A 22463-nucleotide genomic window follows, 5' to 3' on the forward strand; every position below is an offset into this window, starting at 1 on the left:
GGCTTGCTTGCGCCGCGGTCGTCGGCCGGTGCCAGGTGTACTTGCCTGCGCCGCAGTCGTCGGCCTGCCTGCGCCGCGGCCGTCGGCCTGCGCCAGATGTACTTGCCTGCGCCGCGGTCGCCGGTCGGCTGCCGCGCCTCACCGACCCGCCGCAGCACAACAGCCTCCTGCCCGCATGGCCCGCGGAGAGGAGGTTGTTGTTGTGGTGTCCGGCCTCAGCCGGTCGCTGCGAAGGCGGCCGCTTGCTGAAGTGCAGCCTCGTCGGCCCGCCATCGCGACCGGTCGGCGTCGGTTTCCTCACGCCCAGGTGACTCGGCGTCCGGCGGCGCCGTACTCCGCACCACGGAGGTGGCCGACGAGTCGGCCCAGCTCGGGCCGGCGACGTGGATGCCCCCGTCGGCGACGCTCTCCACGCGGCCGGGTGCCCCGCCGCCCGGCGACACCGGACGTAGCAGCGTGTCCGGCGGCGCCGTACTCCGCACCACAGAGGTGGCCGGTGGGTCAGCCCAGCCCGGGCCGGCGATGTGGATGCCGCCGTCGGCGACGCCCTCCACGCGGGCGGGTGGCCCGCCGTCTGGCGACGCCGGACGTAGCAGGGTGCCCGGCGGTGCCGTACGCCGTGGCTGGGTGTGCGGTGGTGCCGTATGCGGTGGCTGGGCGTGCGGTGGTGCTGTGCGTCGGGTGGCGGTGATGGTGCGTGAGGGTTCGGCCCAGCTTGGGCGGGCGACGTGGACGACGCCGTTGGTGATGGTGACGTGCCAGCGGCCGGCGTGGAGGTCGACGTGGTGACGTCGGCACAGTAAAGCCAGGTTCGAGACTTTGGTGTCGCCGCCGTCGATCCAGGAGAGCAGGTGGTGGGCGTCGCACATGATCGGCGGCGCTCCGCAGACCACGCAGCCGCGGTCGCGGGCGTCCAGGGCGCGCCGCATCGCCTTGGTGACCAGCCGCTCGCGGCGCCCGACATCCAGCGGCTCGGAGTTCGAGCCCAGCACCAGCGGGATGATGTTCGCGTCACAGGCCAGCCGCCGGATCGTGGCCGCCGACAGCCCGCCGCTGTACACGGTCCGCCCGATCGCGTCCGCGGTCGCGGCCTTCAGGTCCTCGAAGTCGATCGTCACGGTGATGGTCGCCTTCGCGCCGTACCCGGCCACCCGACGATCCTTCCCCACGCTCCCCGCACTCCCCGCACTCCCAGCACTCCGCGCATTGCCGGCACTGCTCGCGGCGGCTGTGGTCGCCGCTGCAGGTCCGGTAGCTCCGGTGGGCGCGGTGGGGCCGGTGGTGTCCCACGCGGCAGCGGCGATGCCCAGCGCGGTGGACAGCGCGTCGGCCTGCCGCTTGTCGCGGGGGCGCGGGTCGTGTTCGCCGTCGACGGTCTTGTGCGGGCGGGCACCGGCATGCACGACCGCGCGCAGGAGCTCGGCGTTCTCGTTGGCCAAGAAGCCCTTGAACTTCACCCCGTTGTCCGCGGCCGACAGCGTCAACGACTCCCGCTCATACGCCTTCAGCTCCTCGGGTTCGGGGCCGTCGGAGTCGAGCAGGTCGGCGATCTCCTTGGCCGCGGTACGCAGCTCGCCGGGCGACAGGTGACCGGCCAGTCCCACCAGCTGCTCCGCCGCCGCGTCCAGGTGCTCCACCGGTACCCGGGAGCGGACCCGGTCGAGCCCGAACACGATCGCCGCCGCCTGCCCCGGCCGCAGCAACCACCGACCACCCACCCCACCCTCAGCCGCACCCTCCGCGCCGCTGTCAGCGCCGCCGTCCACCGCACCAGCGGCAGCGGCAGCGGCATCGGCATCGGCATCGGCATCGGCATCGGCATCGGCATCGGCATCGGCATCGGACATGGTGGCGTCGGGTACGTCGGACGTCGCGGAGCAGGCGGTCTCCTTCAGGGCGGCGGCCACGGCCGGGTAGCGCGGGGCGGTCTGGGCGAGGCGCACGGTGCGGCGGGCGGCCGGGGCGTCCAGCCGGTACCGGAACCGCAGCAGCTCCGCGGTGTCGCGGGCGCCCAGCTCCTCGGCGTACCCGGTGGTCTCGATGGCGGCGATCAGGTCCAGCTCGTAGGACTTCAGGCGGGCGATCTCGGCCTGGACCGTGTCGAGGGTGGACAGCAGTTCGCCGCCACTCATCGACCACGCCGGCCGTTCGCCCAGAAGCTCCATGACATCGACCCTAGACGGTCCCACCGACAGTTCTCGAGCCGGAATCCCCTTATTTTGTGGGCTGTTCGTTGGCCCACACCAGCAAACACCCCAGCCCAGCCGCACACCTCCATCCGCCTGGGAGCTGGATGCACGGCCGCTGACAGTCGGCAGGTAGGAACAGATTCCGACCGGCCACGGCAGAAGATTGCAGGCCGTCAGGCGCGCCGCCCTCGGGCCGCTGCAGCTACTACCCACTGGGTACGGGAGCTCTTGCTGGAGCAGTTCCGCCGGTTGTCCGCGCGATTGCCGGTCAGCGGCACCGTTCTCCACAGGCACCGATGTCTCCCGGCCGGGCCACCGGGGCGGGCCGGCAAACCGCACCTACATGGCGAGCCGACCACGCGGCCAGACCACTCCATTTCTTCTTCTCTGCTCCCGCCATCAACCGGATGGCTGATGGCGGGAGTATCCCGTTGGGTGATGTGAGCGGCGTACGCCGTCCGCGAAGCTCGATGCATGACCAGTGCTTCCCCGATCGTCGAAGTCAGTGAGCTGCGCAAGGCGTACGGCGGGCGCGCCGTCGTTGACGGGGTGTCGTTCAGTGTCGACGAGGGCGAGATCTTCGGCATCCTCGGACCGAACGGCGCCGGCAAGACCACCACGGTCGAGTGCGTCGAAGGGCTGCGCGTCCCGGACGGCGGACGGATCCGGATCGCCGGGCTGGACCCGGTCACCGACCGTGCCGCCGTCACGCAGGTGCTCGGCGCGCAACTGCAGGAGAGCGAGCTGCAGGCCAAGCTCACGGTCCGCGAGGCCCTCGAGTTGTACGCCGCGCTGTACCCGCGGCCGGCCGACTGGCGGCCGCTCGCCGAGCGCCTCGGCCTGACGAGCCGGCTGACCACCCGCTTCGGCGTGCTCAGTGGTGGCCAGAAGCAACGACTGTTCATCGCGCTCGCGCTGATCGGCAACCCGCGCGTGGTCGTCCTGGACGAGCTGACCACCGGCCTCGACCCGCGTGCCCGCCGGGAGACCTGGGAGATCGTCGAGGACGTCCGTGAGCGCGGCGTCACGGTCCTGCTGGTCACGCACTTCATGGAGGAGGCCCAGCGCCTCTGCGACCGGATCGCGCTGATCGACCAGGGCCGGATCACCGCGCTCGACACCCCACACGGGCTGATCAGCCGGACGGCGGGCTCCACGATCATCTCGTTCACGCCGTCCGTCCCGCTCGACGACGAGGATCTCGCCGCGCTGCCTGCGGTCGCGACCGTCGCGCACAAGGACGCCCGGATCACCCTCGGCGGGACCGACGAGACCGTGACCGCGCTGCTGTCGCTGCTCGCCCGCCGCCGCATCACCGCACACCAGCTCCGCGTCACCGACGCGACGCTCGACGACGCCTTCCTCGACCTGACAGGAGCCAACCGATGAGCACGACCGCGACGGTACGTCGTCCCTCGCCGCGGACCGCCGTCCTGCGGGCCGAGGCGCGGCTGTTCCGCCGGGAGGCCGGCGCGCTGTTCTGGACGCTCGGCTTCCCGCCGCTGCTGCTGGTGATCCTCGGGTCGATCCGGAGCTTCCGGAAGTTCGACCCCGGCCTCGGGATGCGCGTCATCGACGTGTACGTGCCGACGCTCGTCCTGGTCGCGCTGATCGTCACCGGTCTGCAGGCGATGCCGCCGGTGATCACCGGCTACCGCGAGCGCGGCATCCTGCGCCGGATGTCCCTGACCCCGGTCCGGCCGTCCGAGCTGCTCGTCGCGCAGATGGGGCTGAACGGCGCCGCGGGCGTCCTGTCGGCGTTGGTCTGCCTGACGATCGGCCGGCTCGCGTTCGACGTCCGGCTGCCGCAGCAGGCTTTCGGGTACGCGCTGGCGTTCGTGCTCACGGTTACCGCGGCCCTGGCGCTGGGCGCCTTGATCTCCGCGCTCGCTCCGACCGCGCGGCTCGCGACCGGGATCGGCACGTTGGTGTTCTTCCCGAGCCTGTTCTCCGCCGGTCTGTGGGCCCCGGTCCAGTCGATGCCACACACGTTGCGGGAGATCGTCGTGCTCCTGCCGTTCGGTGCCGCTTCCCAGGCGCTCCAGCAGTCTGCGGCCGGGCACTGGCCGGACTGGTCCCACCTGGGCGTGCTGACCGCGTGGGCAGTGGTCCTGACGGTGGCGGCCGCGCGCTGGTTCCGCTGGGAGTAAGGCCCGGTTCGTGCACACTGGATCCGTGACAACGACGGACAGCGACCTCGACCGGCACGAGGCGGCGTTCCACCGTTGGGCCCCGTACTTCCTGCTCGGCCTCAGCGCGTTCCTGGCCCTGGCCACCGCCGACCAGATCATGCCGTCGGACCAGGAGCACCTCGCGGCGTACGCACTGGTCGGGGCCGCGCTGCTCCTGCAGCTGTGGTGGAGCTGGAGTGGTCGCCTCCACCGCGAGCCGAATGCGGTGTCCGTGACGTACTACGTGATCCGCTGGGCGATCGCGGCCGCCCTGACGAGTTTGAGCGGCTTCTTCGCGTTCTACGTGGCCGCCGGCTACTACGACACCGACGAGGTGGTCCCGGGCCGGAAGCGGAAACGGCTCGCGCTGTTCGTCACCACGATCCCGATCGCCAGCGCGCAGACCGGGAGCTTCCCGCCGGAAGGCCGCACTGGCTGGCTGGCCTTCTTCGGCCTGCTGGTCGCGAACAACGCGCTGCTGACCGTCGTCAAGCACTTCGCCGACCGCCAGGAGGCAAGGTCACGGGCTCGCGCCGACACCATCGCGGAGCTCCGGCAGGCGCACGAGGAGAACGCCGCGCTGCAGGCCCAGCTGCTCGTCCAGGCACGGGAGGCCGGGATCGCCGACGAACGGCGCCGGCTGGCCGCGGAGATTCACGACACCATCGCGCAGGGCCTGACCGGCATCATCGCCCAGCTCCAGGTGGTCGCGAACACGACCGACCCGGCCACCGTGACCGAGCACGTCGGCCGCGCGACCGAGCTGGCCCGGCACAGTCTCGGCGAGGCCCGCCGCTCGGTGCAGAACCTCGCACCCGCCGGCCTGTCGTACGACGGTCTCCCCGAAGCGCTCCGCAAAGCCGTCGACCAGTGGGCCGAGCGCACCGGCGTACCGGCCGAGCTCACCGTGACCGGCACGGCGCAGCACCTGCACGGGGAGGTCTCCGCGACCATCCTGCGCATCACCCAGGAAGCCCTCGCGAACGTGGCCAAGCACGCCGCCGCGCTCCGCGTCGGAGTCACGCTCAGCTTCATGGACGACGAGGTGACAGTGGACATCCGTGACGACGGCAACGGTTTCGACCCGCTGGCGCTGCCCGCCCGGACCGGCACCGGCGGCTTCGGGCTCGACGGCATGCGGGCCCGCGCGGAACGCATCGCCGGCTCGCTGACGGTCGAGTCCGAGCCCGACTTCGGGACGGCGGTCTCGGCCCGTCTACCGTTGGTGCTCCATGGCTGAGATCTCGCTGCTCCTCGTCGACGACCACCCCGTCGTCCGGAACGGGCTGCGCGGCATGTTCGAGTCGGCGCCCGGCTTCACCGTGCTCGCGGAGGCCGCCAACGGCGTCGAAGCCGTCGACCTGGCCGCCGACCTGGACCCGGACGTGATCCTGATGGACCTGCGGATGCCGGGCGGTGGCGGGCTCGACGCGATCACCGAGCTGACCCGCCGCGGCATCCGGGCCAAGGTGCTCGTCCTGACGACCTGGGACACCGACACCGACACGCTGCCCGCGATCGAGGCGGGCGCGACCGGCTACCTGCTGAAGGACGCGCCGCAGGACGAGCTGTTCAACGCGGTCCGGCAGGCGGCGGCCGGGCGCACGGTGCTCTCCCCCGCCGTCGCGTCCCGGCTGGTCTCGGCTGTCCGCTCGCCGGCGCCGAGCCCGCTGGCCGCCCGTGAACGGCAGGTCCTCGAGCTGGTCGCGAAGGGTACGTCGAACCGCGACATCGCGCGCGAACTGTTCATCAGCGAGGCCACGGTGAAGACCCATCTCAGCCACGTGTTCACCAAACTCGGGGTCGCCGATCGCGCCGCGGCCGTGGCCAAGGGCTACGAACAGGGCATTCTCGGTCGCGACTGAGAATGCACCGAAGTCTGGCCCGCCGGGGAATCTCGGATTAGCCTCTGCTCAGGCAGGCGCCGCGGGGGTGCCGGCCGTACGCCGGTCCCGGGGGGGTTCGGTCACAGGGGTGAGGTGTTCGTTTCGTTGGGGGTCTCCTGACGCTGCCTCCTGCCGTGACGGCGTTTTCCGTCTCACTGGAGGCCCGCGCATGAGGTCACCGATCTACCGACGAAGTCCTCGAACCGTCATGGCCGGCGTGTCCGCCGGTCTGCTCGTCGCCGCGTTGCTGCCCGCATTGACCGCGGCGGCCGCCGATCCGTCCCCGACCGCGCCGAACGGCAAGCCCTGGAAGGCCACGCCGCTGACCGTCGCCAGCACCGTCAACGGCGCGAAGTCGCCCAGCGGGCAGCTCGCGAAGAGCGATCCCGCGCTGGTGAACAGCACGTCCGCGAAGCAGGTCCGCGTGGTCGTCAAGCTCGACTACGACTCGCTGGCGGCGTACCGCGGCGGGATCAAGGGCCTGCCGGGCACCAGCCCGTCGGTCACCGGCAAGCGCCTCGATGTGAAGAGCGCGAACGCCGCCAAGTACCTGAAGCACGTGTCCACGGTGGAGAACGACTTCCTCGCCGCGATGCAGGCGCGGGTGCCGACCGCGAAGGCCGGCCAGCGGCTGCGCACCGTGTACGGCGGCATCGCGCTCAGCGTGCCGGCGAACCGGGCCCGCGACCTGCTGAAGCTGCCGGGCGTGGCCGCGGTCCAGCAGGACAACCCGCAGGAGCTGCTCACCGATTCCAGCGGCCAGTTCATCGGCGCGCCGACGATCTACAACCAGCTCGGCGGCTCGGCCAACTCCGGCAAGGGCGTCATCGTCGGCGTCCTGGACAGTGGCGCCTGGCCGGAGCACCCGTCCTTCGCCGACCCCGGCACGCTGCCCGCGCCGCCGCCGAAGGCCGACGGCACGCCGCGGACCTGCAACTTCGGGGACAACCCGCTGACACCCGCGAACGACCCGTTCGTCTGCACCAACAAGCTGATCGGTGGCCGGCCGTTCCTCGACACCTACAACGCGGTGATCGGCGGCGACGTCTACCCCGACAGCGCCCGTGACTCCAACGGTCACGGCACGCACACGGCCTCGACGTCGGCCGGCGGTCCGGTCGCGAACGCGAACCCGCTGGGCATCAACCGCGGCGCGATCGCCGGGATCGCACCGGCCGCGGCCGTGTCGGTCTACAAGGTCTGCGGCGCCGAGGGCTGTTTCCCGTCCGACTCCGTGCAGGCCGTCTCGCAGGCGATCCTGGACGGCGTCCGAGTGATCAACTTCTCGATCTCCGGCGGCAGCGACCCGTACAGCGACCCCGTCGAACTCGCCTTCCTGGACGCCTACGCGGCCGGCGTGTTCGTCTCCGCGTCAGCCGGCAACTCGGGTCCGGGCGCGAACACCACCGACCACCGCGGCCCGTGGGTCACGACGGTCGCGGCGTCCACGCAGAGCCGGACGTTCCGCTCGACGATCAGCCTGTCCGGTGGCGGCTCGACGGCCACGGTCTCCGGCGCGTCGATCACGGCCGGCGTCAGCACGCCGGCGCCGGTCGTTCTCGCGTCGGCTCCGCCGTACAACAACGCGCTCTGCACCACCCCGGCTCCGCCGGGCCTGTTCGTCGGCAAGATCGTCGTCTGTGAGCGCGGCCCGAACCGGGTCCTGAAGGGCTTCAACGTCAGGCAGGGCGGTGCCGTCGGCATGCTCCTGTACAACTCGTTCCCGTTCGACGTGTTCACCGACAACCACTGGCTGCCGACGGTGGCCCTGGAGAAGCCGGACGGCGACGCGCTGCTGGCGTTCCTCGCGGCGCACCCGGGCAGCACGGCGTCGTTCACCCAGGGCGCCAAGGCCACGTGGCAGGGCGACGTGATGACGTACTTCTCGTCGCGCGGCCCCGGTGGCGACTTCCTCAAGCCCGACGTCACCGCGCCGGGTCTGCACATCCTGGCCGGCCAGACACCGACGCCCGAGTCCGCGGCCGAAGGCCCGCCCGGCAACCTGTACCAGGTGATCGCCGGTACGTCGATGTCGTCGCCGCACGTCGCCGGCTCCGCCGCACTGGTCCTCGCCCTGCACCCGTCGTGGACGCCCGGCCAGGTCAAGTCGGCGCTGGAGACGACCGCGAAGACGTCGGTCACCAAGCCGGACCGCATCACCCCGGCCGACCCGTTCGACTACGGCGGCGGGCGGATCGACCTCACCAAGGCCGGCGACCCCGGTCTGACACTGGACGAGACCGCGGCCAACTACGCGCTCTCCGCGACCGACCCGCTGAACCGGATCGATCTCAACCTGCCGTCGGTGAACGCGCCGACCATGCCGGGTCTGATCACCGCCACGCGGACGGTCACCAACGTGACCAGCCAGACGCTGACCTTCTCGGCAAGCGGTACGACGGTCAACGGCGCGAGCATCAGCGTCCTGCCGCCGGTGTTCCAGGTGAAGCCGGGCAAGTCGCAGAAGCTGACGATCGCCATCACCGCGCCCGACGTGCCCGACGGGCAGTACTTCGGTCAGGTCAACCTGAAGCAGGTCGGCGGCAGCCGTCAGCTGCACCTGCCGGTGGCGTTCTTCCGCCAGGAGGGCATCGTGCCGATCGACCAGACCTGCACGCCGTCCACCATCAAGAAGAACACCGAGCAGTCGACGTGTACGGTCACCGTGCAGAACAACAGCCTGAAGAGCACTGACGTGACGGCGGTCAGCACGCTGAGCTCGCAACTGCGGCTGAACAGCGTCACCGGCGCGACGAAGGTCGGGACGCAGATCGCGACGAAGACAGCGACGCTCGCCGGGCGCCAGCCTGACAGCCCGGGCATCGCTCCCGGCAGCCTGGCCGGCTACATCCCGCTCGACGCGTTCGGCACCACGCCGACGCCGATCGGGGACGAGCAAGCGCTGAACTTCGACGTCCCGCCGTTCGTGTACGCCGGCCAGACGTACAACCGGATCGGCGTGACGTCGGACGGATACTCGGTCGTCGGCGGGACCACGTCGGGTGACGACGTCCAGTTCCTGCCGCAGACGCTGCCCGATCCGGCCCGGCCGAACAATGTGCTCGCGTCGTTCTGGACGGACCTGGACGGCTCCGGTGCTCCGGGCATCTTCGCGAACATCCTGACCGACGGCGTGTCCAGCTGGATCGTCATCGAGTGGCGGGTGAACCTGTTCGGGACGAGCAGTCTGAAGGTGTTCCAGCAGTGGATCGGGATCAACGGCACCGAGGACATCACCTACGCCTACGATCCGGGGAACCTGCCCGGTGACCCGGGGCCGGCGTACGGACTCACGGTCGGTGCGGAGAACTTCGAGGGCACGGCCGGCGGCCAGATCACCGGTCCGCCGGTCACCGACTACCGGATCACCAGTACGCCGGGAGCACCCGGCGGGTCGATGACGTACTCGATGAACATCAAGGGTGTGCAGAAGGGGACCGGAACGGTGACGACCGGCACCTCGACGCCACTCGTCAAGGGCATCACGATCGAGGTCGACAAGATCATCGTGAACTGATGTGAGCACGTCCGGGCCGGGCCTCACGGTCCGGCCCGGACGCTCCGCTCGCCCAGGTTAGCCGCGGGGTACCTGTACGCATGAACAAACCCCGCGCCATCAGGTCCGCCCGCCGTCCGGCAGAGGTGAGCGGGCCTTTCGTCTGTAGCTGGAGCTCCGTCGGTGAGTGTGCGGTCGTCCGGGTGGCGGGCAGGGTCGACGTCTGCACCGTGACCACGTTCGCCGACGAACTGCGGCACGTGATCACCACCAAGCTGCCGCGCCTGGTGGTCGACCTGCGGCGCGTCACCGCGATGGAGGCGAGCGCCCTCGAGGTCCTCGCCGACGCCCACGAACTGGCGGTCCGGCACGGCGGCTGGCTGCGCACGTCCGGGGCCGGCCAGTGGCTGGGTGACCTCATCCGGGCCACCACCACCAGCCGCCCTCTGGACCACTACCCCACGCTCGCAGAGGCCCTCCCGTCCTACCGCCCCGCCGCCCCCGGGCCGGCGAGCCTGTGATGGTCGGCACGTCCGGCATCACCCGATGTGCTGACGTCGGACATGCGGCAGGTCAGGTCTTCGAGCCGGACAGCGCGATGCCTTGCACTATCTGACGCTGGGCGATGATGAAGATGAGCAGCATCGGCAGCGCCGCCATGGTCGTGGCCGCCATCAGGCTCGTCCAGTCGGAGGAGTAGGCGCCCTTGAACTGGTTGACCACGAGCGGAATCGTGAAGTTCCGATCGCTGTTCAGGAAGATCAACGGGGAGAAGAACGAGTTCCACTGTCCGAGGAACACGAAGATGCCGAGGGCCACGAGCGGGGTCCGCAGCAGCGGCAGGATAATGGTCGTGAAGATCCGGACCCGCCCCGCGCCGTCGATCGAGGCGGCTTCCTCCAGCTCCAGCGGAATGCCGCGGACATATTGGCGCAGAAGGAAGACACCGAAGGCGTTGAACAACGCCGGCGGGACGATCAGCGCCAGGTGGGTGTCGATCCAGCGGAGCTGCCCCATGATGACGTACAGCGGGATCACGGTCAGCTGGAACGGCACCATCAGGGTGGCCAGGAAGATGCCGAAGATCAGGTTCCGTCCCGGGAAACGGATCCGGGCGAAGGCGTAGGCAGCCATCGAGCAGGTGATCAGGGTGAAGATCGTGACCAGGCCGGCGATGTAGACACTGTTGAAGTACGCCCGCGCGAAGTCGGCGCCCTGCCAGGCGGTGACGAAGTTCTGCGGCTGCCAGAGCTTCGGCAGCAGCTTCGGCGGCTGGGCGAAGATCTCGTCGAGCGGCTTCAGGGCCGAGAACAACATCCACAGGAACGGCACGAACATCGCCAGGGAGCCCGCGATCAGCAGCAGGTGCAGCGGAATCCAGGACGGGTTGAACCGCCCCCCGCGCAGGCCATGAGAAGCATTCTTCCGACGCGCCGCCTCGAGGTCCCGGGCGGCGATCTCGCTTGATGAGGAAGTCATTCGGTGTAGTGCACCCATTTCTTCTGAGCAAGAAACTGGAGGCCGGTCAGCGCCAGCAGGATGAGGAACAGGTACACCGCGATGGCCGCGGCGAACCCGAACTTGAACTGGCGGAAGGCGAAGTTCACGATGTCGTACACGATCGTGTGGGCGTTCGCCGGTGCTGTGGTGTCGAAGAAGAAGTAGATGTAGTCGAACACCTGGAAGGACCCGATGATCGAGGTGATCGACAGGAACAGGATGGTCGGCGACAGCAGCGGCACGGTGATCCTGCGCAGCTTCTGCCATTCCGACGCGCCGTCGATGTCGGCGGCCTCCATCAGGGTGGGCGAGATGTTCTGCAGACCGGCGACGAACATCACGATCATGTAGCCGAGGCCCTGCCAGATCGACACCACGGCGATCGCCGGGATCGCCGTCCGCGGATTCTGCAGCCAGTCCGGCGGGTTGGGCAGCCCGAGCGACTTCAGCAGGGAGTTGACGGGACTGATCTCGGGGTTCAGCAGCCAGAGCCAGATGGCGCCCACCGCGACGGTCGACGTGACCTGCGGCGCGAAGAAGAAGATCCGGTAGAACGGCGTCAGCCGCCCCGCCTTCTGGATGAAGAACGCGAAGAAGAAGCCGGTGATCAACAGTCCGGGGACCTGGAGGGCGGTGAACCACGCGGTGTTCAGCCAGGACTGCCGCAACTGGGCGTCCTGCCAGACACCGATGAAGTTCTGCAGGCCGACGAACGTGCGCGACCCCAGACCGTCCCAGCTCGAGAACGACAGGACGATGGCGAAGATCAGGGGGCCCACCATGAAGGCGATCAGGCCGATGAGCTGGGGGGTGAGAAAGGCGTACCCCCACAGCGCTTCGGTCCGCCGTCGGCGCTTCACATCCGCTGCGAGCGCCATGTCTCACTTCCCGTTGTTGATGAACTTGCAGATCTTGTCGGCCCAGACCTTCGCGCTGTCGCCGGCCTTGATCGACTTGTCCATCTCGGTGCCGAGGTTGGCTCCGACCTCCGCCTTGGACGCGATGGCCGACGGGATCGCGTAGCCCTTCTTGGCGGCTTCCGTGAACCAGGCACAGTGTTCGGGCTGCTTGTTCTCCATCACGACCTCGTCCAGCCCCGCGACGGCCGGCACCGCGTTGCCTCCGCCGGAGAGCCGGGCCTTCTGGCCGTCCTTGGAGACGAACCGGGTGGCGAAGTACATCGCGGCTTCGGGATCCTTGGCGTTGGCGTTCACGGCCATGGCGGCGGTGTAGACGATCGCCGGAGGGACGGTCTTCCCGTCGGCGGACGGGAACGGTGCGATGTCGTAGCCGAACTTCAGCTTCTTGAGGTTCGGCAGGATCCAGCGTCCGACCTGGCAGCTGGCGAGTTGCTGGCTGTAGAACAGGGCGTCGATGGCCTGCCCCTTCGGCAGTGACCCGCCGTAGGTGATCTTGCCTCCTGCCATCCCCTCCCAGAGCCACTCGAGGGTCTCCATCGACTTCGCGTCCTCGTTGAAGATCATCTTGTTGCCCTCGACGACCTTGCCGCCGAACGCGGTCATCCAGCTGAGCATGGGGCCGAAGCCGCCCTCCAGGATCATGCCCCGCTTGCCGGTGGCCTTGATCTTGGTCAGGAAGTCGTCGACGGCGTCCCGGTTCCAGCCGCCGGACTCGTGCAACTGCGCGGGGTTCTGGGTGATGCCGGCGGCCTCGCACATGTCCTTGTTGAACCAGAACACGATCGGGTTGCAGTCGACGACCAGCCCGTAGGTGCCCGGACTGCCGTCGGCCGGCTTGCACCAGCCCATCAGGTTCGGGTACAGGTCGTCGATCTTGACGGGCGCGTCCGCCTTCGCCGTGAACTCGGTGAAATCGGCGACCTTCTTGTTCTGGATGAGCCGCTGCATGCCTGAGTCCTGCACGTAGAAGACGTCCGGGGCGCTGCTGCCGGCGAGCTGGGTCAGCAGCTTGGCGCCGTAGTCGCCGACGACCACCTGGAAGGTGACCTTGGTACCGTGCGCGGCCTCGTAGTCCTTCGAGATCTGGCGGAACCGCTCGGCCTCGCCCGGATTGGCCCACGAGGCCCAGGTCACGGTGCCGCCTTTGCCGCCGGCACCGCCGGCGCCGTCCTTGCCTCCGGCGCTCGACGTGCCCCCCGCGCTCCCGCCGGCGCAGGCCGTGAGCACCGCGCTCGAGCCCACTCCGGCGAGGGCCGCGGCGGCCAGGAGGCCACGCCGTGTGATTGGTCGTCCCAAGGGGTTTTCGTTGGTCGGCATCACAGTTCTCCTTCTCATGGTTCGGATTTCGGCAGACGGCCGCACCGGCGAGTTCGGAGCTGAGAGCCGGCCCGGCGGCACCTCGAAGAAGGCGGATATTAGCGGTAAAACATAGGGATGCCGTGCAATTCCGTCAATACTTCGAAACACCTTGTTTTACCGCTATAGTCCGGCGCGTGACGACCTTTGAGATCCGCTCCGCCGACCGTCGCATCGTGCGCAGCGCGAGCCTGACCGGCCCCGGCACGCTGACGGAGCGCGCGGCGGACGAGCCCGATGTCCTGCGGTACGACGTAGTTGCCGACGTCGCTGCCGGTGGTCCGGTGACGCTGCTCTGGACCTGGCCGGCCGATGACGCGGTGACGCTCTGGCAGGCGTCCCAGGGATCACGGCGCAACCTCCCGACCGACTGGGGCTCGCACCGCGACGTCCGGTCCGTCCGCTCCGCACCCGTCGCGACGCTTGTCGACGCGCAGGACCGCAGCCTGTTGACAATCTCCTTGTCGTCGAACGTCCGAGGGTGCGACTTCGCTGTCGGAGTGAGCGAGGAGACCGCGGAACAGCTGATCGAGCTGACCGTGACGGATCTCGAGGGCGAAGGCTTCGCCCTGCGGATCGATCCGCGGGCCCAGCATTTCGCCGAGGCGTTGCGTGCCGTGACGGCCGAGTGGACGGCCGAGCTGGGTGACCGGATCGCCGACGTACCGCCGGTCGCTCGACAGGCGATGTACTCGACCTGGTACAGCGACCACCAGCACGTCTCGGCCGAGTCCGTCGAGCGGCACGCCCGCGCCGCAACGGCGTACGGCACCGAGGCGGTCATCGTCGACGACGGCTGGCAGACCGACGACACTCGGCGCGGGTACGCGTACTGCGGCGATTGGGAGCCGACCAGCCCCAAGTTTCCGGACATGGCCGAGCATGTGCGCCGCGTCCACACGATCGGCCAGCAGTACGTGCTGTGGATCGCGCCGGCGCTGATCGGTGTGCACTCGAAGGCCTGGCGCAAGCTGAAGGACCGCACACTCGGCTTTGCCGACGGCGAGGTGACCGCCGTCCTCGACCCCCGCTGTCCCGAGGTACGCGAGCACCTCCTGGAGTGCTGCGTTCGTCCGGTGCGTGACTGGGGCGTCGACGGGCTGAAGATCGACTTCATCGACTCTTGGGCGCGGAGCAGCGTCCCTCCGCCCCCGGGCAGTGACTGCTCCTCCGTCGACGAAGGCGTGGAGCGGTTCTTGCAGGCCGTCACCGACGAGCTACGGAAACTGCGGCCCGACGTGCTGATCGAGTTCCGTCAGGACTACGTGCACCCGAGGCTTTGGCGGTTCGGCACGTTCTTGCGCGCCGGCGACTGCGCGCTCGACGCGGTGGAGAACCGTGTCCGGACGATCGACTGTCGCCTGCTCGCCGGTGACCGCGCGGTGCACTCCGACATGCTGATGTGGCACCCGTCGGCGCCGGCGGAGAACGTCGCGCAGCACTTCATCGGTGCGTTGTTCAGTACGCCGCAGGTGTCGATGGAGCTGGACGCGCTGCCGCCCGGGCACCAGCAGGTGGTCCGGTACTGGCTCGGCTTCATGCGCGATCACGCCGACGCGTTGCTGCACGGCGTACTGCTGCCGTCACGGCCGGATGCGCGGTACACGCAGGTTCGCGCGATCGGTGCGACCGAAACCGTGGTTGCCGTGTACACGAATCCTGTCGTACGGCTCCAGGAGTCCTGCACCGTCGTGGTGAACGGTGGCGCCGAGCGGAGACTGTACGTCGAAGGTGCGTGCGACCGGGTTGCCGACCTCGTAGTCTCGGACTGTTCGGGCCACGAGGTGCACCGAGAGACGACGACGCCGCCCGCGGTGTGGGGTATTGACGTTCCGGTCGGAGGATCGGCCCGGATCGTGTACGACTGAGGGGGAAGGGTTGGCTGAAGACAAGCCGCGGCGTACGACTGTCGCGGACGTCGCCCGATTGGCCGGGGTGTCGGCGATGACGGTGTCGAACGTGCTCAACGCGCCACACCGCGTAGCGGCACCGACAGTGCGGACTGTGCGCGCCGCGATCCAGGAACTCGGGTACATCCCGAACCACGCTGCCCGCGCGTTGTCGTCCGGACGCAGCCAGGTGATCGGCCTGCCGATGTCCTTCGAGGACGACCTCGTGGACGACGACAACCCCGGCCTGGGCGGGTTCCTGCACAGCCTGCTCGGCGGTCTGGTCAAGGCGGCCGCGGTCCCGGGCTACGGCGTCCATGTCGTCGAGACCCCGGCCGACAGCGCGACCGAGATCGTGCTGTACGAGAAGCTGATCGCGGCGCGCCAGGTCGACGCGATCGTCGTCATGGAGACGATGCCGCACGACGAGCGGATCGAGTTCCTCAGCCGGCGGCGGTTTCCGTTCGTGGCGTTCGGCCGGACGGGACCGGAGCACCGGCAGTGCTGGGTGGACGTGGACAACGAGACGTCGATGGCCGGCATCGCGGCGCACCTGCGCTCGACCGGGCGGGAGCGCGCCGTGTACCTGGCGACCGACAGCCCGTTGCCGTGGGTGCATCAGCGCCAGGACGGGTTCGTCCGGGAGTTCCCCGCCACGACGGTGCGATCGTTCGGTTCGCTCGACGCGGTGGCGGCGTACGTCCAGGAGACGGGTCTGCCGGACGCCTTCGTCGCGGACAACGACGCGTTCGCGGTGGTCGCGATGCGGACCCTGCAACGGCGCGGCATCACGGTCGGTCAGGACGTCGCGGTCACCGGCTTCAACGACTTTCCGTTCGCGAGCATGCTCGACACGCCGCTGACGACGGCACGGATCCCGCTGCGCGACATCGCCACCTCCCTGTTCGACCGCGCCCTGCGCGAGATCGCCGGTGAACCCGACGAGCCGGGCCGGCTCGTCACCGCACCGCTCGTGGTCCGCTCAAGTGCGTGAGACCGCGGGCGGTTCGGTGGAATGCCGGACCGCCGCCTCGACGAAGCGGGCCAGCTCGGCGGACCGGCTACCGGCGGGCCAGACGACGTACATCCGGTACGGCTCGACGTCGGTCACCGGCCGGTAGACGACGTCCGGGCGGATGTCGCGCTCGGCCATCGACCGCGGCACCAGCGCGACCGCCTGCCCGAAAGCGACGACTTCCAGCAGTTGTGCGGAATCCTGCACGACCGGCCCATCCACCGCGTCGTCCGGCCGCGCCGACCAGTAGTTGCGCTGAGCAACATCAGCCCGTCCGTCGCGCACCATGTCCGCCTGCTCCCCGAACCCGCTCACCACCACCTCGATGCCCGGGAAGTCGTCCCGCAGCTCGGTGACGATCCGGTGCAGCAGCTCGGTTGCGACACCAGGCTTCGCCGTAACCGAGCCCTTTCGTGGTCTGCCCCGCACGTTGCGTCCGGCGGACGGCGGAATCGAGCGCGTCGAGCACCGGGCCCGACTCCTTCAGCAGCGTCTCCCCCGCGGCGGTCAGCGCGAGCCGCTGGCCGGAGCAGTCGAAGAGGTCCACGCCGAGCCGGTGCTCGAGCCGGCGCATCGCACGCGACAACGGCGGCTGGGCGAGGCCGAGCCGCTCGGCGGCGCGGGTGATGTTCAGGTCCTCGGCGACCGCGCGGAAGTACCGCAGCTCGCACAGCGCGGACTGACGGTGCATCTCGCGGCGCGCAACCCCGCGCTGGGCGCCCGCGCCGCGGAGGAGCTGGCCGGCGAGGGGCTCGACGTACGGTTCGTGCAGCTGGACGTCACCGACGTCGAGTCGGTCGCGGCGGCCGCCAAGCAGGTCGAGGCGGAGGCCGGCCGGCTCGACGCGCTGGTCAACAACGCCGGCATCGTGTCCGAATGGGGTACGGCGGTCGCGGTGGCGTTTTCAGAGGGCCTGAGTCGCTGGCCGACGTGGCTCCGTGGTGAGGGCCTGACGGGCGATCAGCAAGGTGGTCGCCGTCCCGAGGACGCCGGCCAGCGCGATCGTGAGACTCGGGTCGAGGAAGGAACCGACGACGCCGCCGAGCGCGATGCTCACGCCCTGGATCGCCATCAGCCCGCTGGTCTGGATTGTGAACAATCGACCGCGGTACGACGGCTCGGTGTGCCGCAGGATCAGCGGGTCGACGCCCTGGTTGAAGGCGTAGCCGGTGCCGGAGATCGCGAGCAGCAGCGCGGCGACCGGGATCGGCGGCGCGGTCAGGAACGCGATCGCCGGGAGCTGGCTGACCAGCAGGAACGGGACGACGAGCCGTCGCCGCGCGGAAGGGGTGAACCGCGCGACGACGAGCTCGCCGAGCACGCTGCCGACGGCGTACCCGGTGAACAACGCACCGGCGGCCGCGGCGGCGACGCCGACCTGGGCGGTGTAGGCGACGGCGAGCCCGTCCGGGAGGGACGAGAACGCCGGCGCCACCCAGGTCAGCAGGATCAGGTTGCGCAGCTTCGCGTTCGCGAACAGCAGCCGCAGGCCGGTCCACGAGTCGCCGACCGTGGAGCTCTTCCGCTCCCCCGGCGGTGTCGACGGTGTCCCGGTGCCGATCAGGATTGCCGACACTACGAATGTCACCACTTCGACGATCAGCAACCACCTCGCGCCGATCGCCGCCACCGCGACGCCGCCGACCGCGAAGCCGGTCAGGACCGCCGTCTGACCGATTGCCCGCAGCAACGACCGGCCGATCGGGAACAGGTCCTGCGGCAGCAGGTGCGCCAGGCTGGCGGCCCGCGCCCCGGCGAAGACGGGCGCGATCATCCCGGTGCAGACCAGCAGGCCGAGCAGCCCGCCGACGGGCATGCCCGGCAGCAGCATGCACGCCACGCAGGTCGCGCTCAGCAGGTCGCACGCCACCAGCACCCGTCGCGCCGGGAAGCGGTCCGCGACCGAGGACAGCAGCAGCCCGCCCACGGCGTACGGAAGGAACGAGCACACCAGCACGAGGGCCGACAGCAACGGGGACCCGGTCCGCTCGAAGATCAGGATCGACAGCGCGACCTGCGCACCGACGGTGCCGAGCATCGTGACGGTGTGCGCGGCGTACACGGCACGCATGCCGGGCAGGCTGAGTACAGCTCGGTAGGACCTCACGCCGTGAGCGTGCCCGAGCCCCGGACGACGGGCGTAGAGTTTTGGTTGTGACCGAAAGTTCGCGCTCATGACCGTGCTGCGGTTCACCCAGGCGGACGCGCTGCGCTGCCGGTTCGGGGCGTCGCCGTTGTGGGAGACGATGTCGGCGGTGCGGGTCCTCAACGGGTCGAAGCACCGGCCGCTGTACGGCGACTGGATCGCGGCGAAGCGGGACGCCGCGCGGACTCTTGACCTGCGGCTGTTGAAGGCCGTGCAGCCACGCGTCGGGTTCACCCCGGACTTCTTGACGCCGCCACCCAAGGCGTCACGCGCCAAGTTCGCCACCGAGATCGCCCGGGTGCGCAGCACCCCGCTCGACACGGTCCGGACCGAACTGATGCGCTCCCGGGACGAGTTGAAGAACCCTGCCGCGCCTGAGATCGACGTGATGCTGACCGACCTGAGCGGCAGCCGAGAGCGACTGGCCGACGAGATCGAGGCCGCTTGGGAGGCCCTGATCAAGCCGGACTGGCCGCTGATCAGCCGCGTCCTCGAGGACGACATCGCGTACCGCGGTCAGCAGTTGACCGACGGTGGCCTGGGCGGCCTGTTCGACGACCTGCATCCGACCCTCGCCTGGGAGGACGACAGGCTGATCGCCACCCGGTACCGCTCCGAAGACCGCGATCTCACCGGGCAGGGCCTGCTCCTGGTGCCCGGGGTCTTCGCCTGGCCGTACCTGGTGATCGTCGTCGACCCGGCGTACCACCCGACCCTCGTCTACCCCGCCCGCGGCGCCGCACGACTCTGGTCCGACGCCCCCGCTCCCCCGGACCCACTGGCCCGCCTCCTCGGCCGTACGCGAGCCACGCTCCTCGTCGCCCTCGACCCGCCCGCAACGACCAGCGCCCTCGCCGCCCAGTACAACCTGGCGCTCGCTACGGTCGCCGAGCACCTGTCCGCGCTGTACGACGCGGGCCTCGCGACACGTCGCCGTACCGGGCACCAGGTCCACTACCGGCGTACCGAAGTAGGACAAGCCGTCGTCGACGCCTCCGTCGGATAACCGCCCGGCGGCGCGAGAATGCTGGGGTGAACAAGCCGACGAAGGCACCGCCTCCCAGCACCCGCCACACCCGGCGCTGGCCGGCCTCGCTGGCGGTGCTGGCCGTGCTCGTCCTGCAACTGCTGGTGCCGGCGCAGATCAACGCGTTGCCGCGCTGGCTGATGCCGGCCCTCGGCTTCCTCCTGCTGCTGCCGCTGGTCTGGATGAACCCGTTCCACCTCCGCCGGGACGAGCCCTGGCTGCGGTCGGTGGAGATGACGCTGGTCGGCGTCCTGGTGGCGGTGAACGCGTTCTACCTGGCCGGGATGATCTTCTTCCTGAACAACGGCGATGCCAACGAGGGCAAGGTGCTGGTGAAGAGCGCCGTGCTGATCTGGGTGACGAACGTGGTCGCGTTCGCGGTCTGGTACTGGGAGATCGACCGCGGCGGCCCGTTCGCGCGGGCGCCGGAGCACGAGCGCGAGACCGAGCGGCCGGATCTGCTGTTCCCGCAGATGACCGTCGACCTGCCGGGCTGGAAGGGCTGGCTGCCCGGGTTCACCGACTATCTGTTCGTCTCGTTCACCGCGGCGACGGCGTTCAGCCCGACCGACACGATGCCGCTGTCGGCCCGGACCAAGATGCTGATGGGCATCCAGTCGGCGATCGCGCTGCTCACCGTCGCGATCATCGCAGCCCGCGCCGTGAACGTCCTGTGAGATTGCACTCGACAGCGATGTAATGGGCATGAGAGCGTTATGCCCATGTACAGCACGAAGTCGGTGGGGTTGGGGTTCGCGGTCTTCTCCGCGATCACGTTCGGCGGGTCGGGGCCGTTCGCCAAGGCCCTGATCGGGGCCGGTTTCACCCCGCAGCAGGCAGCCTGGTTACGGATCCTCGGCGCGGCCGCCGTGCTCGTCCCGCTCGTGCTGATCTTCCGCGGCCGTGGCGGTCTGCGCGCGGCGCGGGCGTCCTGGAAGGCCCTCGTGCTGTACGGCCTGACCGGGATCGCCGGATGCCAGACGCTGTTCTTCGTCGCCGCCAGCCGGCTGCCCGTCGGCGTGGCGCTGATGCTCGAGTTCTCCGGGCCGGTGCTGGTGGTCGCCTGGCTGAAGTTCGGCCAGAAGGTCGCCGTCCCGCGCTCGGCCGCGATCGGCGTGAGTATCGCGGTCGTCGGTCTCGCGACCGTGGCCGAGATCTGGTCCGGCCTGCGGATCGACCTGATCGGCCTGATCGCGGGCCTCGGCGCGGCCGCCTGTCAGGCGACGTACTTCATCCTGATCGACAAGCTCACCGGCGCCGCGGACCCGCTGGTGATGACGGCCGCGGGCAGCGTGGTCGGCGCCGTCGTCCTGACGTTCATCGCGGCGCCCTGGGGTACGCCGTGGCACGTGCTCGTGGACACGATCGCGATCGGCGACCGGCACGCGCCGGGCTGGGTGATGGCCGCCTGGCTGATCCTGGTCAGCACGGTCGTCGCCTACCTGGCCGGCGCGGCCGCGGTCCAGCGGCTGTCGGCGGCGATCGGCGGCGCGGTCGCCTACGTCGAGGTGGTCGCGGCCTGCATCTTCGCGTTGATCCTGCTCGGCGAGACGCTGACGACGAACCAGATCGTCGGCGGGGTGATCGTGCTGGCCGGCGCGTTCGTGGCCCAGTCGTCGGTGGGGAAGGTCGTCCCGCCGGAGATCCCGGACTCCGACACTCCCCGCACCGACGTTCTCGAACCCATCCAACCGGTCTAACGCAGGGAGTCGACGAGCTCACGGGGCAGCCCGTGGGTCTCGTGCAGGTACTCGTAGTCGGTGTCGTCGAGCGACTTGTGGAACCGCTCGTGGCTGAGCACCTTGCGGCCGCGGTCGAGCAGGTTGCTGAACCGGATCTCCTCGTCGATCAGGATCCGCCGGATCAGCGTCACCGTCTCGCCCTGGTGGAAGTGCTGCAGGGTGTGCTCGAACAGCTCGATCGGCAGGTCGGACAGCGAGCGCGACTCGTCGGTCTGCCACAGGAGCGTCAGCATCCGGCGGATCAGCCGGCGCAGCACGTACCCGCGGCCGGTGTTCGACGGGTGCACGCCGTCGCCGACGATCACGATGCTCGACCGCAGGTGGTCGATGACGATCCGCTGCGAACGCTCGTCCAGCGTCCAGAGCTTCGGCACGATCCGCATCCACGGCTCGAACAGCGAGGTCTCGTACACCGAGCTCTTGCCCTCCAGCAGCATCGTCAGCCGCTCGAGCCCGAGGCCGGTGTCGATGTTCTGCTGCTTGAGCGGTTCGAGCGAACCGTCGTCGAGCCGGCGGTAGCGCATCATCACGTGGTTCCAGACCTCGACCCAGCGGTCGTCGGTGGTCGGCGTCCCCTCCGGTTCGCCGTCACCGGTCCAGACGAAGATCTCCGAGTCCGGGCCGCACGGACCGGTCGGGCCGTTCGACCACCAGTTGTCGTCGGTGGTCAGCTCGATCGGCAGGCCGAGCTCCTGCCAGGTACGCAGCGACTCCTGGTCCAGCGGCACCTGGCTGTCGCCGCCGAACACCGTCACGTACAGGTGGCGCGGATCGAGCCCGTAGCCGGTGGTCAGCAACTCGTACCCCCACTTCAGGGTCTGGCTGCTGCCGTAGTCGCCGAGCGACCACGAGCCGAGCATCTCGAACACGGTCAGGTGGGTCGGATCGCCGACCTCGTCGAGATCGGTGGTGCGCAGGCATCGCTGGATGCCGGTGAGTCTGCGCCCCAGTGGATGGGGTTCGCCCTCCAGATACGGCGTGAGCGGATGCATACCCGAGGTCGTGAACAGCACGGGATCGCCGAGCCGCGGGATGAGCGTGGACCCCGTCGTCGGGACGTGGTCGCGGTCGATGAAGAAGTCGATGAAGGTCCTGGTGATGCTCATGGTTCTCGTCCTTGTCGAAT

19 protein-coding genes and 1 pseudogene are annotated in these 22463 nt (G+C 69.6%); 12 read left to right on the forward strand and 8 right to left on the reverse strand.

Annotated features, from left to right (window positions below):
• Window positions 1-215 precede the first annotated feature (215 nt).
• Window positions 216-2165 carry a DUF222 domain-containing protein gene (locus tag ABZW60_RS23950; RefSeq protein ID WP_355480221.1) on the reverse strand — a complete coding sequence of 650 codons (1950 nt, stop codon included), beginning with the start codon at window positions 2163-2165 and terminating at the stop codon, window positions 216-218.
• A gap of 498 nt (window positions 2166-2663) precedes the next feature.
• Between ABZW60_RS23950 and ABZW60_RS23955 the strand changes: the two genes are divergently transcribed.
• From ABZW60_RS23955 to ABZW60_RS23980, 6 genes are all read left to right on the forward strand, one after another.
• Window positions 2664-3578: an ABC transporter ATP-binding protein gene (locus ABZW60_RS23955; RefSeq protein ID WP_355480223.1), complete on the forward strand. Its 915-nt coding sequence runs from the start codon at window positions 2664-2666 to the stop codon at window positions 3576-3578.
• Window positions 3575-4339, forward strand: coding sequence for an ABC transporter permease (locus ABZW60_RS23960; protein WP_355480224.1), 765 nt, complete (start codon window positions 3575-3577; stop codon window positions 4337-4339). Before ABZW60_RS23955 ends, ABZW60_RS23960 begins: the two co-directional genes overlap by 4 nt.
• A gap of 25 nt (window positions 4340-4364) precedes the next feature.
• Window positions 4365-5600 carry a sensor histidine kinase gene (locus ABZW60_RS23965; protein ID WP_355480226.1) on the forward strand — a complete coding sequence of 412 codons (1236 nt, stop codon included), beginning with the start codon at window positions 4365-4367 and terminating at the stop codon, window positions 5598-5600.
• Window positions 5593-6225: a response regulator transcription factor gene (locus tag ABZW60_RS23970; protein ID WP_355480228.1), complete on the forward strand. Its 633-nt coding sequence runs from the start codon at window positions 5593-5595 to the stop codon at window positions 6223-6225. Before ABZW60_RS23965 ends, ABZW60_RS23970 begins: the two co-directional genes overlap by 8 nt.
• A 190-nt stretch (window positions 6226-6415) precedes the next feature.
• Window positions 6416-9763: a S8 family serine peptidase gene (locus ABZW60_RS23975; RefSeq protein ID WP_355480230.1), complete on the forward strand. Its 3348-nt coding sequence runs from the start codon at window positions 6416-6418 to the stop codon at window positions 9761-9763.
• 80 nt (window positions 9764-9843) lie between these two features.
• Complete coding sequence (locus ABZW60_RS23980) at window positions 9844-10263, forward strand: STAS domain-containing protein (protein ID WP_355480232.1); 420 nt, start codon at window positions 9844-9846, stop codon at window positions 10261-10263.
• 52 nt (window positions 10264-10315) lie between these two features.
• Here the strand turns inward: ABZW60_RS23980 and ABZW60_RS23985 are convergent, their stop codons facing one another.
• Genes ABZW60_RS23985 through ABZW60_RS23995 form a run of 3 tightly spaced genes read right to left on the reverse strand, consistent with a single transcriptional unit; the run spans window position 10316 to window position 13479 of the window.
• Window positions 10316-11221: a carbohydrate ABC transporter permease gene (locus ABZW60_RS23985; protein ID WP_355480234.1), complete on the reverse strand. Its 906-nt coding sequence runs from the start codon at window positions 11219-11221 to the stop codon at window positions 10316-10318.
• Window positions 11218-12120 (reverse strand): sugar ABC transporter permease, encoded by a 903-nt coding sequence (locus ABZW60_RS23990; RefSeq protein WP_355480236.1) that lies wholly within the window; start codon window positions 12118-12120, stop codon window positions 11218-11220. The genes ABZW60_RS23985 and ABZW60_RS23990 overlap by 4 nt, the downstream gene beginning before the upstream one ends.
• A gap of 3 nt (window positions 12121-12123) precedes the next feature.
• Entirely contained in the window at window positions 12124-13479 is a 1356-nt protein-coding gene (locus ABZW60_RS23995; RefSeq protein ID WP_355480238.1) for an extracellular solute-binding protein, read from the reverse strand.
• Window positions 13480-13655: 176 nt separating this feature from the next.
• Here ABZW60_RS23995 and ABZW60_RS24000 point away from each other — a divergent pair, with 176 nt between their 5' ends.
• Both ABZW60_RS24000 and ABZW60_RS24005 read left to right on the forward strand, forming a co-directional pair.
• Entirely contained in the window at window positions 13656-15386 is a 1731-nt protein-coding gene (locus ABZW60_RS24000; protein ID WP_355480240.1) for a glycoside hydrolase family 36 protein, read from the forward strand.
• Between the two features lie 10 nt (window positions 15387-15396).
• A complete protein-coding gene (locus ABZW60_RS24005; protein WP_355480242.1) occupies window positions 15397-16401 on the forward strand; it encodes a LacI family DNA-binding transcriptional regulator in 1005 nt (334 codons plus the stop codon).
• Here ABZW60_RS24005 and ABZW60_RS24010 read toward each other — a convergent pair.
• Both ABZW60_RS24010 and ABZW60_RS24015 read right to left on the reverse strand, forming a co-directional pair.
• Window positions 16390-16710, reverse strand: coding sequence for a LysR substrate-binding domain-containing protein (locus ABZW60_RS24010; RefSeq protein WP_355480244.1), 321 nt, complete (start codon window positions 16708-16710; stop codon window positions 16390-16392). The genes ABZW60_RS24005 and ABZW60_RS24010 overlap by 12 nt on opposite strands.
• Window positions 16688-17113, reverse strand: coding sequence for a LysR family transcriptional regulator (locus ABZW60_RS24015; RefSeq protein WP_355480246.1), 426 nt, complete (start codon window positions 17111-17113; stop codon window positions 16688-16690). The genes ABZW60_RS24010 and ABZW60_RS24015 overlap by 23 nt, the downstream gene beginning before the upstream one ends.
• Between ABZW60_RS24015 and ABZW60_RS24020 the strand changes: the two are divergent.
• Window positions 17108-17239: pseudogene (locus ABZW60_RS24020) on the forward strand (dehydrogenase); the annotation flags it as partial. The gene ABZW60_RS24015 and the pseudogene ABZW60_RS24020 sit on opposite strands and share 6 nt — an antisense overlap.
• An 87-nt stretch (window positions 17240-17326) precedes the next feature.
• Here the strand turns inward: ABZW60_RS24020 and ABZW60_RS24025 are convergent.
• Window positions 17327-18529 carry an MFS transporter gene (locus ABZW60_RS24025; RefSeq protein WP_355480247.1) on the reverse strand — a complete coding sequence of 401 codons (1203 nt, stop codon included), beginning with the start codon at window positions 18527-18529 and terminating at the stop codon, window positions 17327-17329.
• Window positions 18530-18596: 67 nt separating this feature from the next.
• On the opposite strand from ABZW60_RS24025, the gene ABZW60_RS24030 reads away from it, so the two are divergent.
• The 3 genes from ABZW60_RS24030 to ABZW60_RS24040 are packed head-to-tail and all read left to right on the forward strand — an operon-like array spanning window position 18597 to window position 21295.
• Window positions 18597-19574, forward strand: coding sequence for a DUF5937 family protein (locus ABZW60_RS24030; protein ID WP_355480249.1), 978 nt, complete (start codon window positions 18597-18599; stop codon window positions 19572-19574).
• Window positions 19575-19600: 26 nt separating this feature from the next.
• Window positions 19601-20272 carry a hypothetical protein gene (locus ABZW60_RS24035; RefSeq protein ID WP_355480251.1) on the forward strand — a complete coding sequence of 224 codons (672 nt, stop codon included), beginning with the start codon at window positions 19601-19603 and terminating at the stop codon, window positions 20270-20272.
• A 45-nt stretch (window positions 20273-20317) separates the two neighbouring features.
• A complete protein-coding gene (locus ABZW60_RS24040; RefSeq protein ID WP_355480253.1) occupies window positions 20318-21295 on the forward strand; it encodes an EamA family transporter in 978 nt (325 codons plus the stop codon).
• Here the strand turns inward: ABZW60_RS24040 and ABZW60_RS24045 are convergent.
• Window positions 21292-22443: an alanine--tRNA ligase-related protein gene (locus ABZW60_RS24045; protein ID WP_355480255.1), complete on the reverse strand. Its 1152-nt coding sequence runs from the start codon at window positions 22441-22443 to the stop codon at window positions 21292-21294. The genes ABZW60_RS24040 and ABZW60_RS24045 overlap by 4 nt on opposite strands.
• Window positions 22444-22463 lie beyond the last annotated feature (20 nt).

The sequence above is a fragment of the Kribbella sp. NPDC003557 genome (genome assembly GCF_040610805.1).
Lineage (GTDB): Bacteria > Actinomycetota > Actinomycetes > Propionibacteriales > Kribbellaceae > Kribbella.

Bases quoted from the DNA above. Each gene is read 5' to 3' on its own strand.
- ABZW60_RS23980 (WP_355480232.1), top strand. From the start codon at position 9,844: ATGAACAAACCCCGCGCCATCAGGTCCGCCCGCCGTCCGGCAGAGGTG.
- ABZW60_RS24040 (WP_355480253.1), top strand. From the start codon at position 20,318: ATGTACAGCACGAAGTCGGTGGGGTTGGGGTTCGCGGTCTTCTCCGCG.
- ABZW60_RS24030 (WP_355480249.1), top strand. From the start codon at position 18,597: ATGACCGTGCTGCGGTTCACCCAGGCGGACGCGCTGCGCTGCCGGTTC.
- ABZW60_RS24015 (WP_355480246.1), bottom strand. From the start codon at position 17,113: ATGCACCGTCAGTCCGCGCTGTGCGAGCTGCGGTACTTCCGCGCGGTC.
- ABZW60_RS23975 (WP_355480230.1), top strand. From the start codon at position 6,416: ATGAGGTCACCGATCTACCGACGAAGTCCTCGAACCGTCATGGCCGGC.
- ABZW60_RS23995 (WP_355480238.1), bottom strand. From the start codon at position 13,479: ATGCCGACCAACGAAAACCCCTTGGGACGACCAATCACACGGCGTGGC.
- ABZW60_RS23990 (WP_355480236.1), bottom strand. From the start codon at position 12,120: ATGGCGCTCGCAGCGGATGTGAAGCGCCGACGGCGGACCGAAGCGCTG.
- ABZW60_RS24045 (WP_355480255.1), bottom strand. From the start codon at position 22,443: ATGAGCATCACCAGGACCTTCATCGACTTCTTCATCGACCGCGACCAC.
- ABZW60_RS23955 (WP_355480223.1), top strand. From the start codon at position 2,664: ATGACCAGTGCTTCCCCGATCGTCGAAGTCAGTGAGCTGCGCAAGGCG.
- ABZW60_RS23950 (WP_355480221.1), bottom strand. From the start codon at position 2,165: ATGGAGCTTCTGGGCGAACGGCCGGCGTGGTCGATGAGTGGCGGCGAA.
- ABZW60_RS23985 (WP_355480234.1), bottom strand. From the start codon at position 11,221: ATGACTTCCTCATCAAGCGAGATCGCCGCCCGGGACCTCGAGGCGGCG.
- ABZW60_RS24010 (WP_355480244.1), bottom strand. From the start codon at position 16,710: ATGGTGCGCGACGGACGGGCTGATGTTGCTCAGCGCAACTACTGGTCG.
- ABZW60_RS23970 (WP_355480228.1), top strand. From the start codon at position 5,593: ATGGCTGAGATCTCGCTGCTCCTCGTCGACGACCACCCCGTCGTCCGG.
- ABZW60_RS23960 (WP_355480224.1), top strand. From the start codon at position 3,575: ATGAGCACGACCGCGACGGTACGTCGTCCCTCGCCGCGGACCGCCGTC.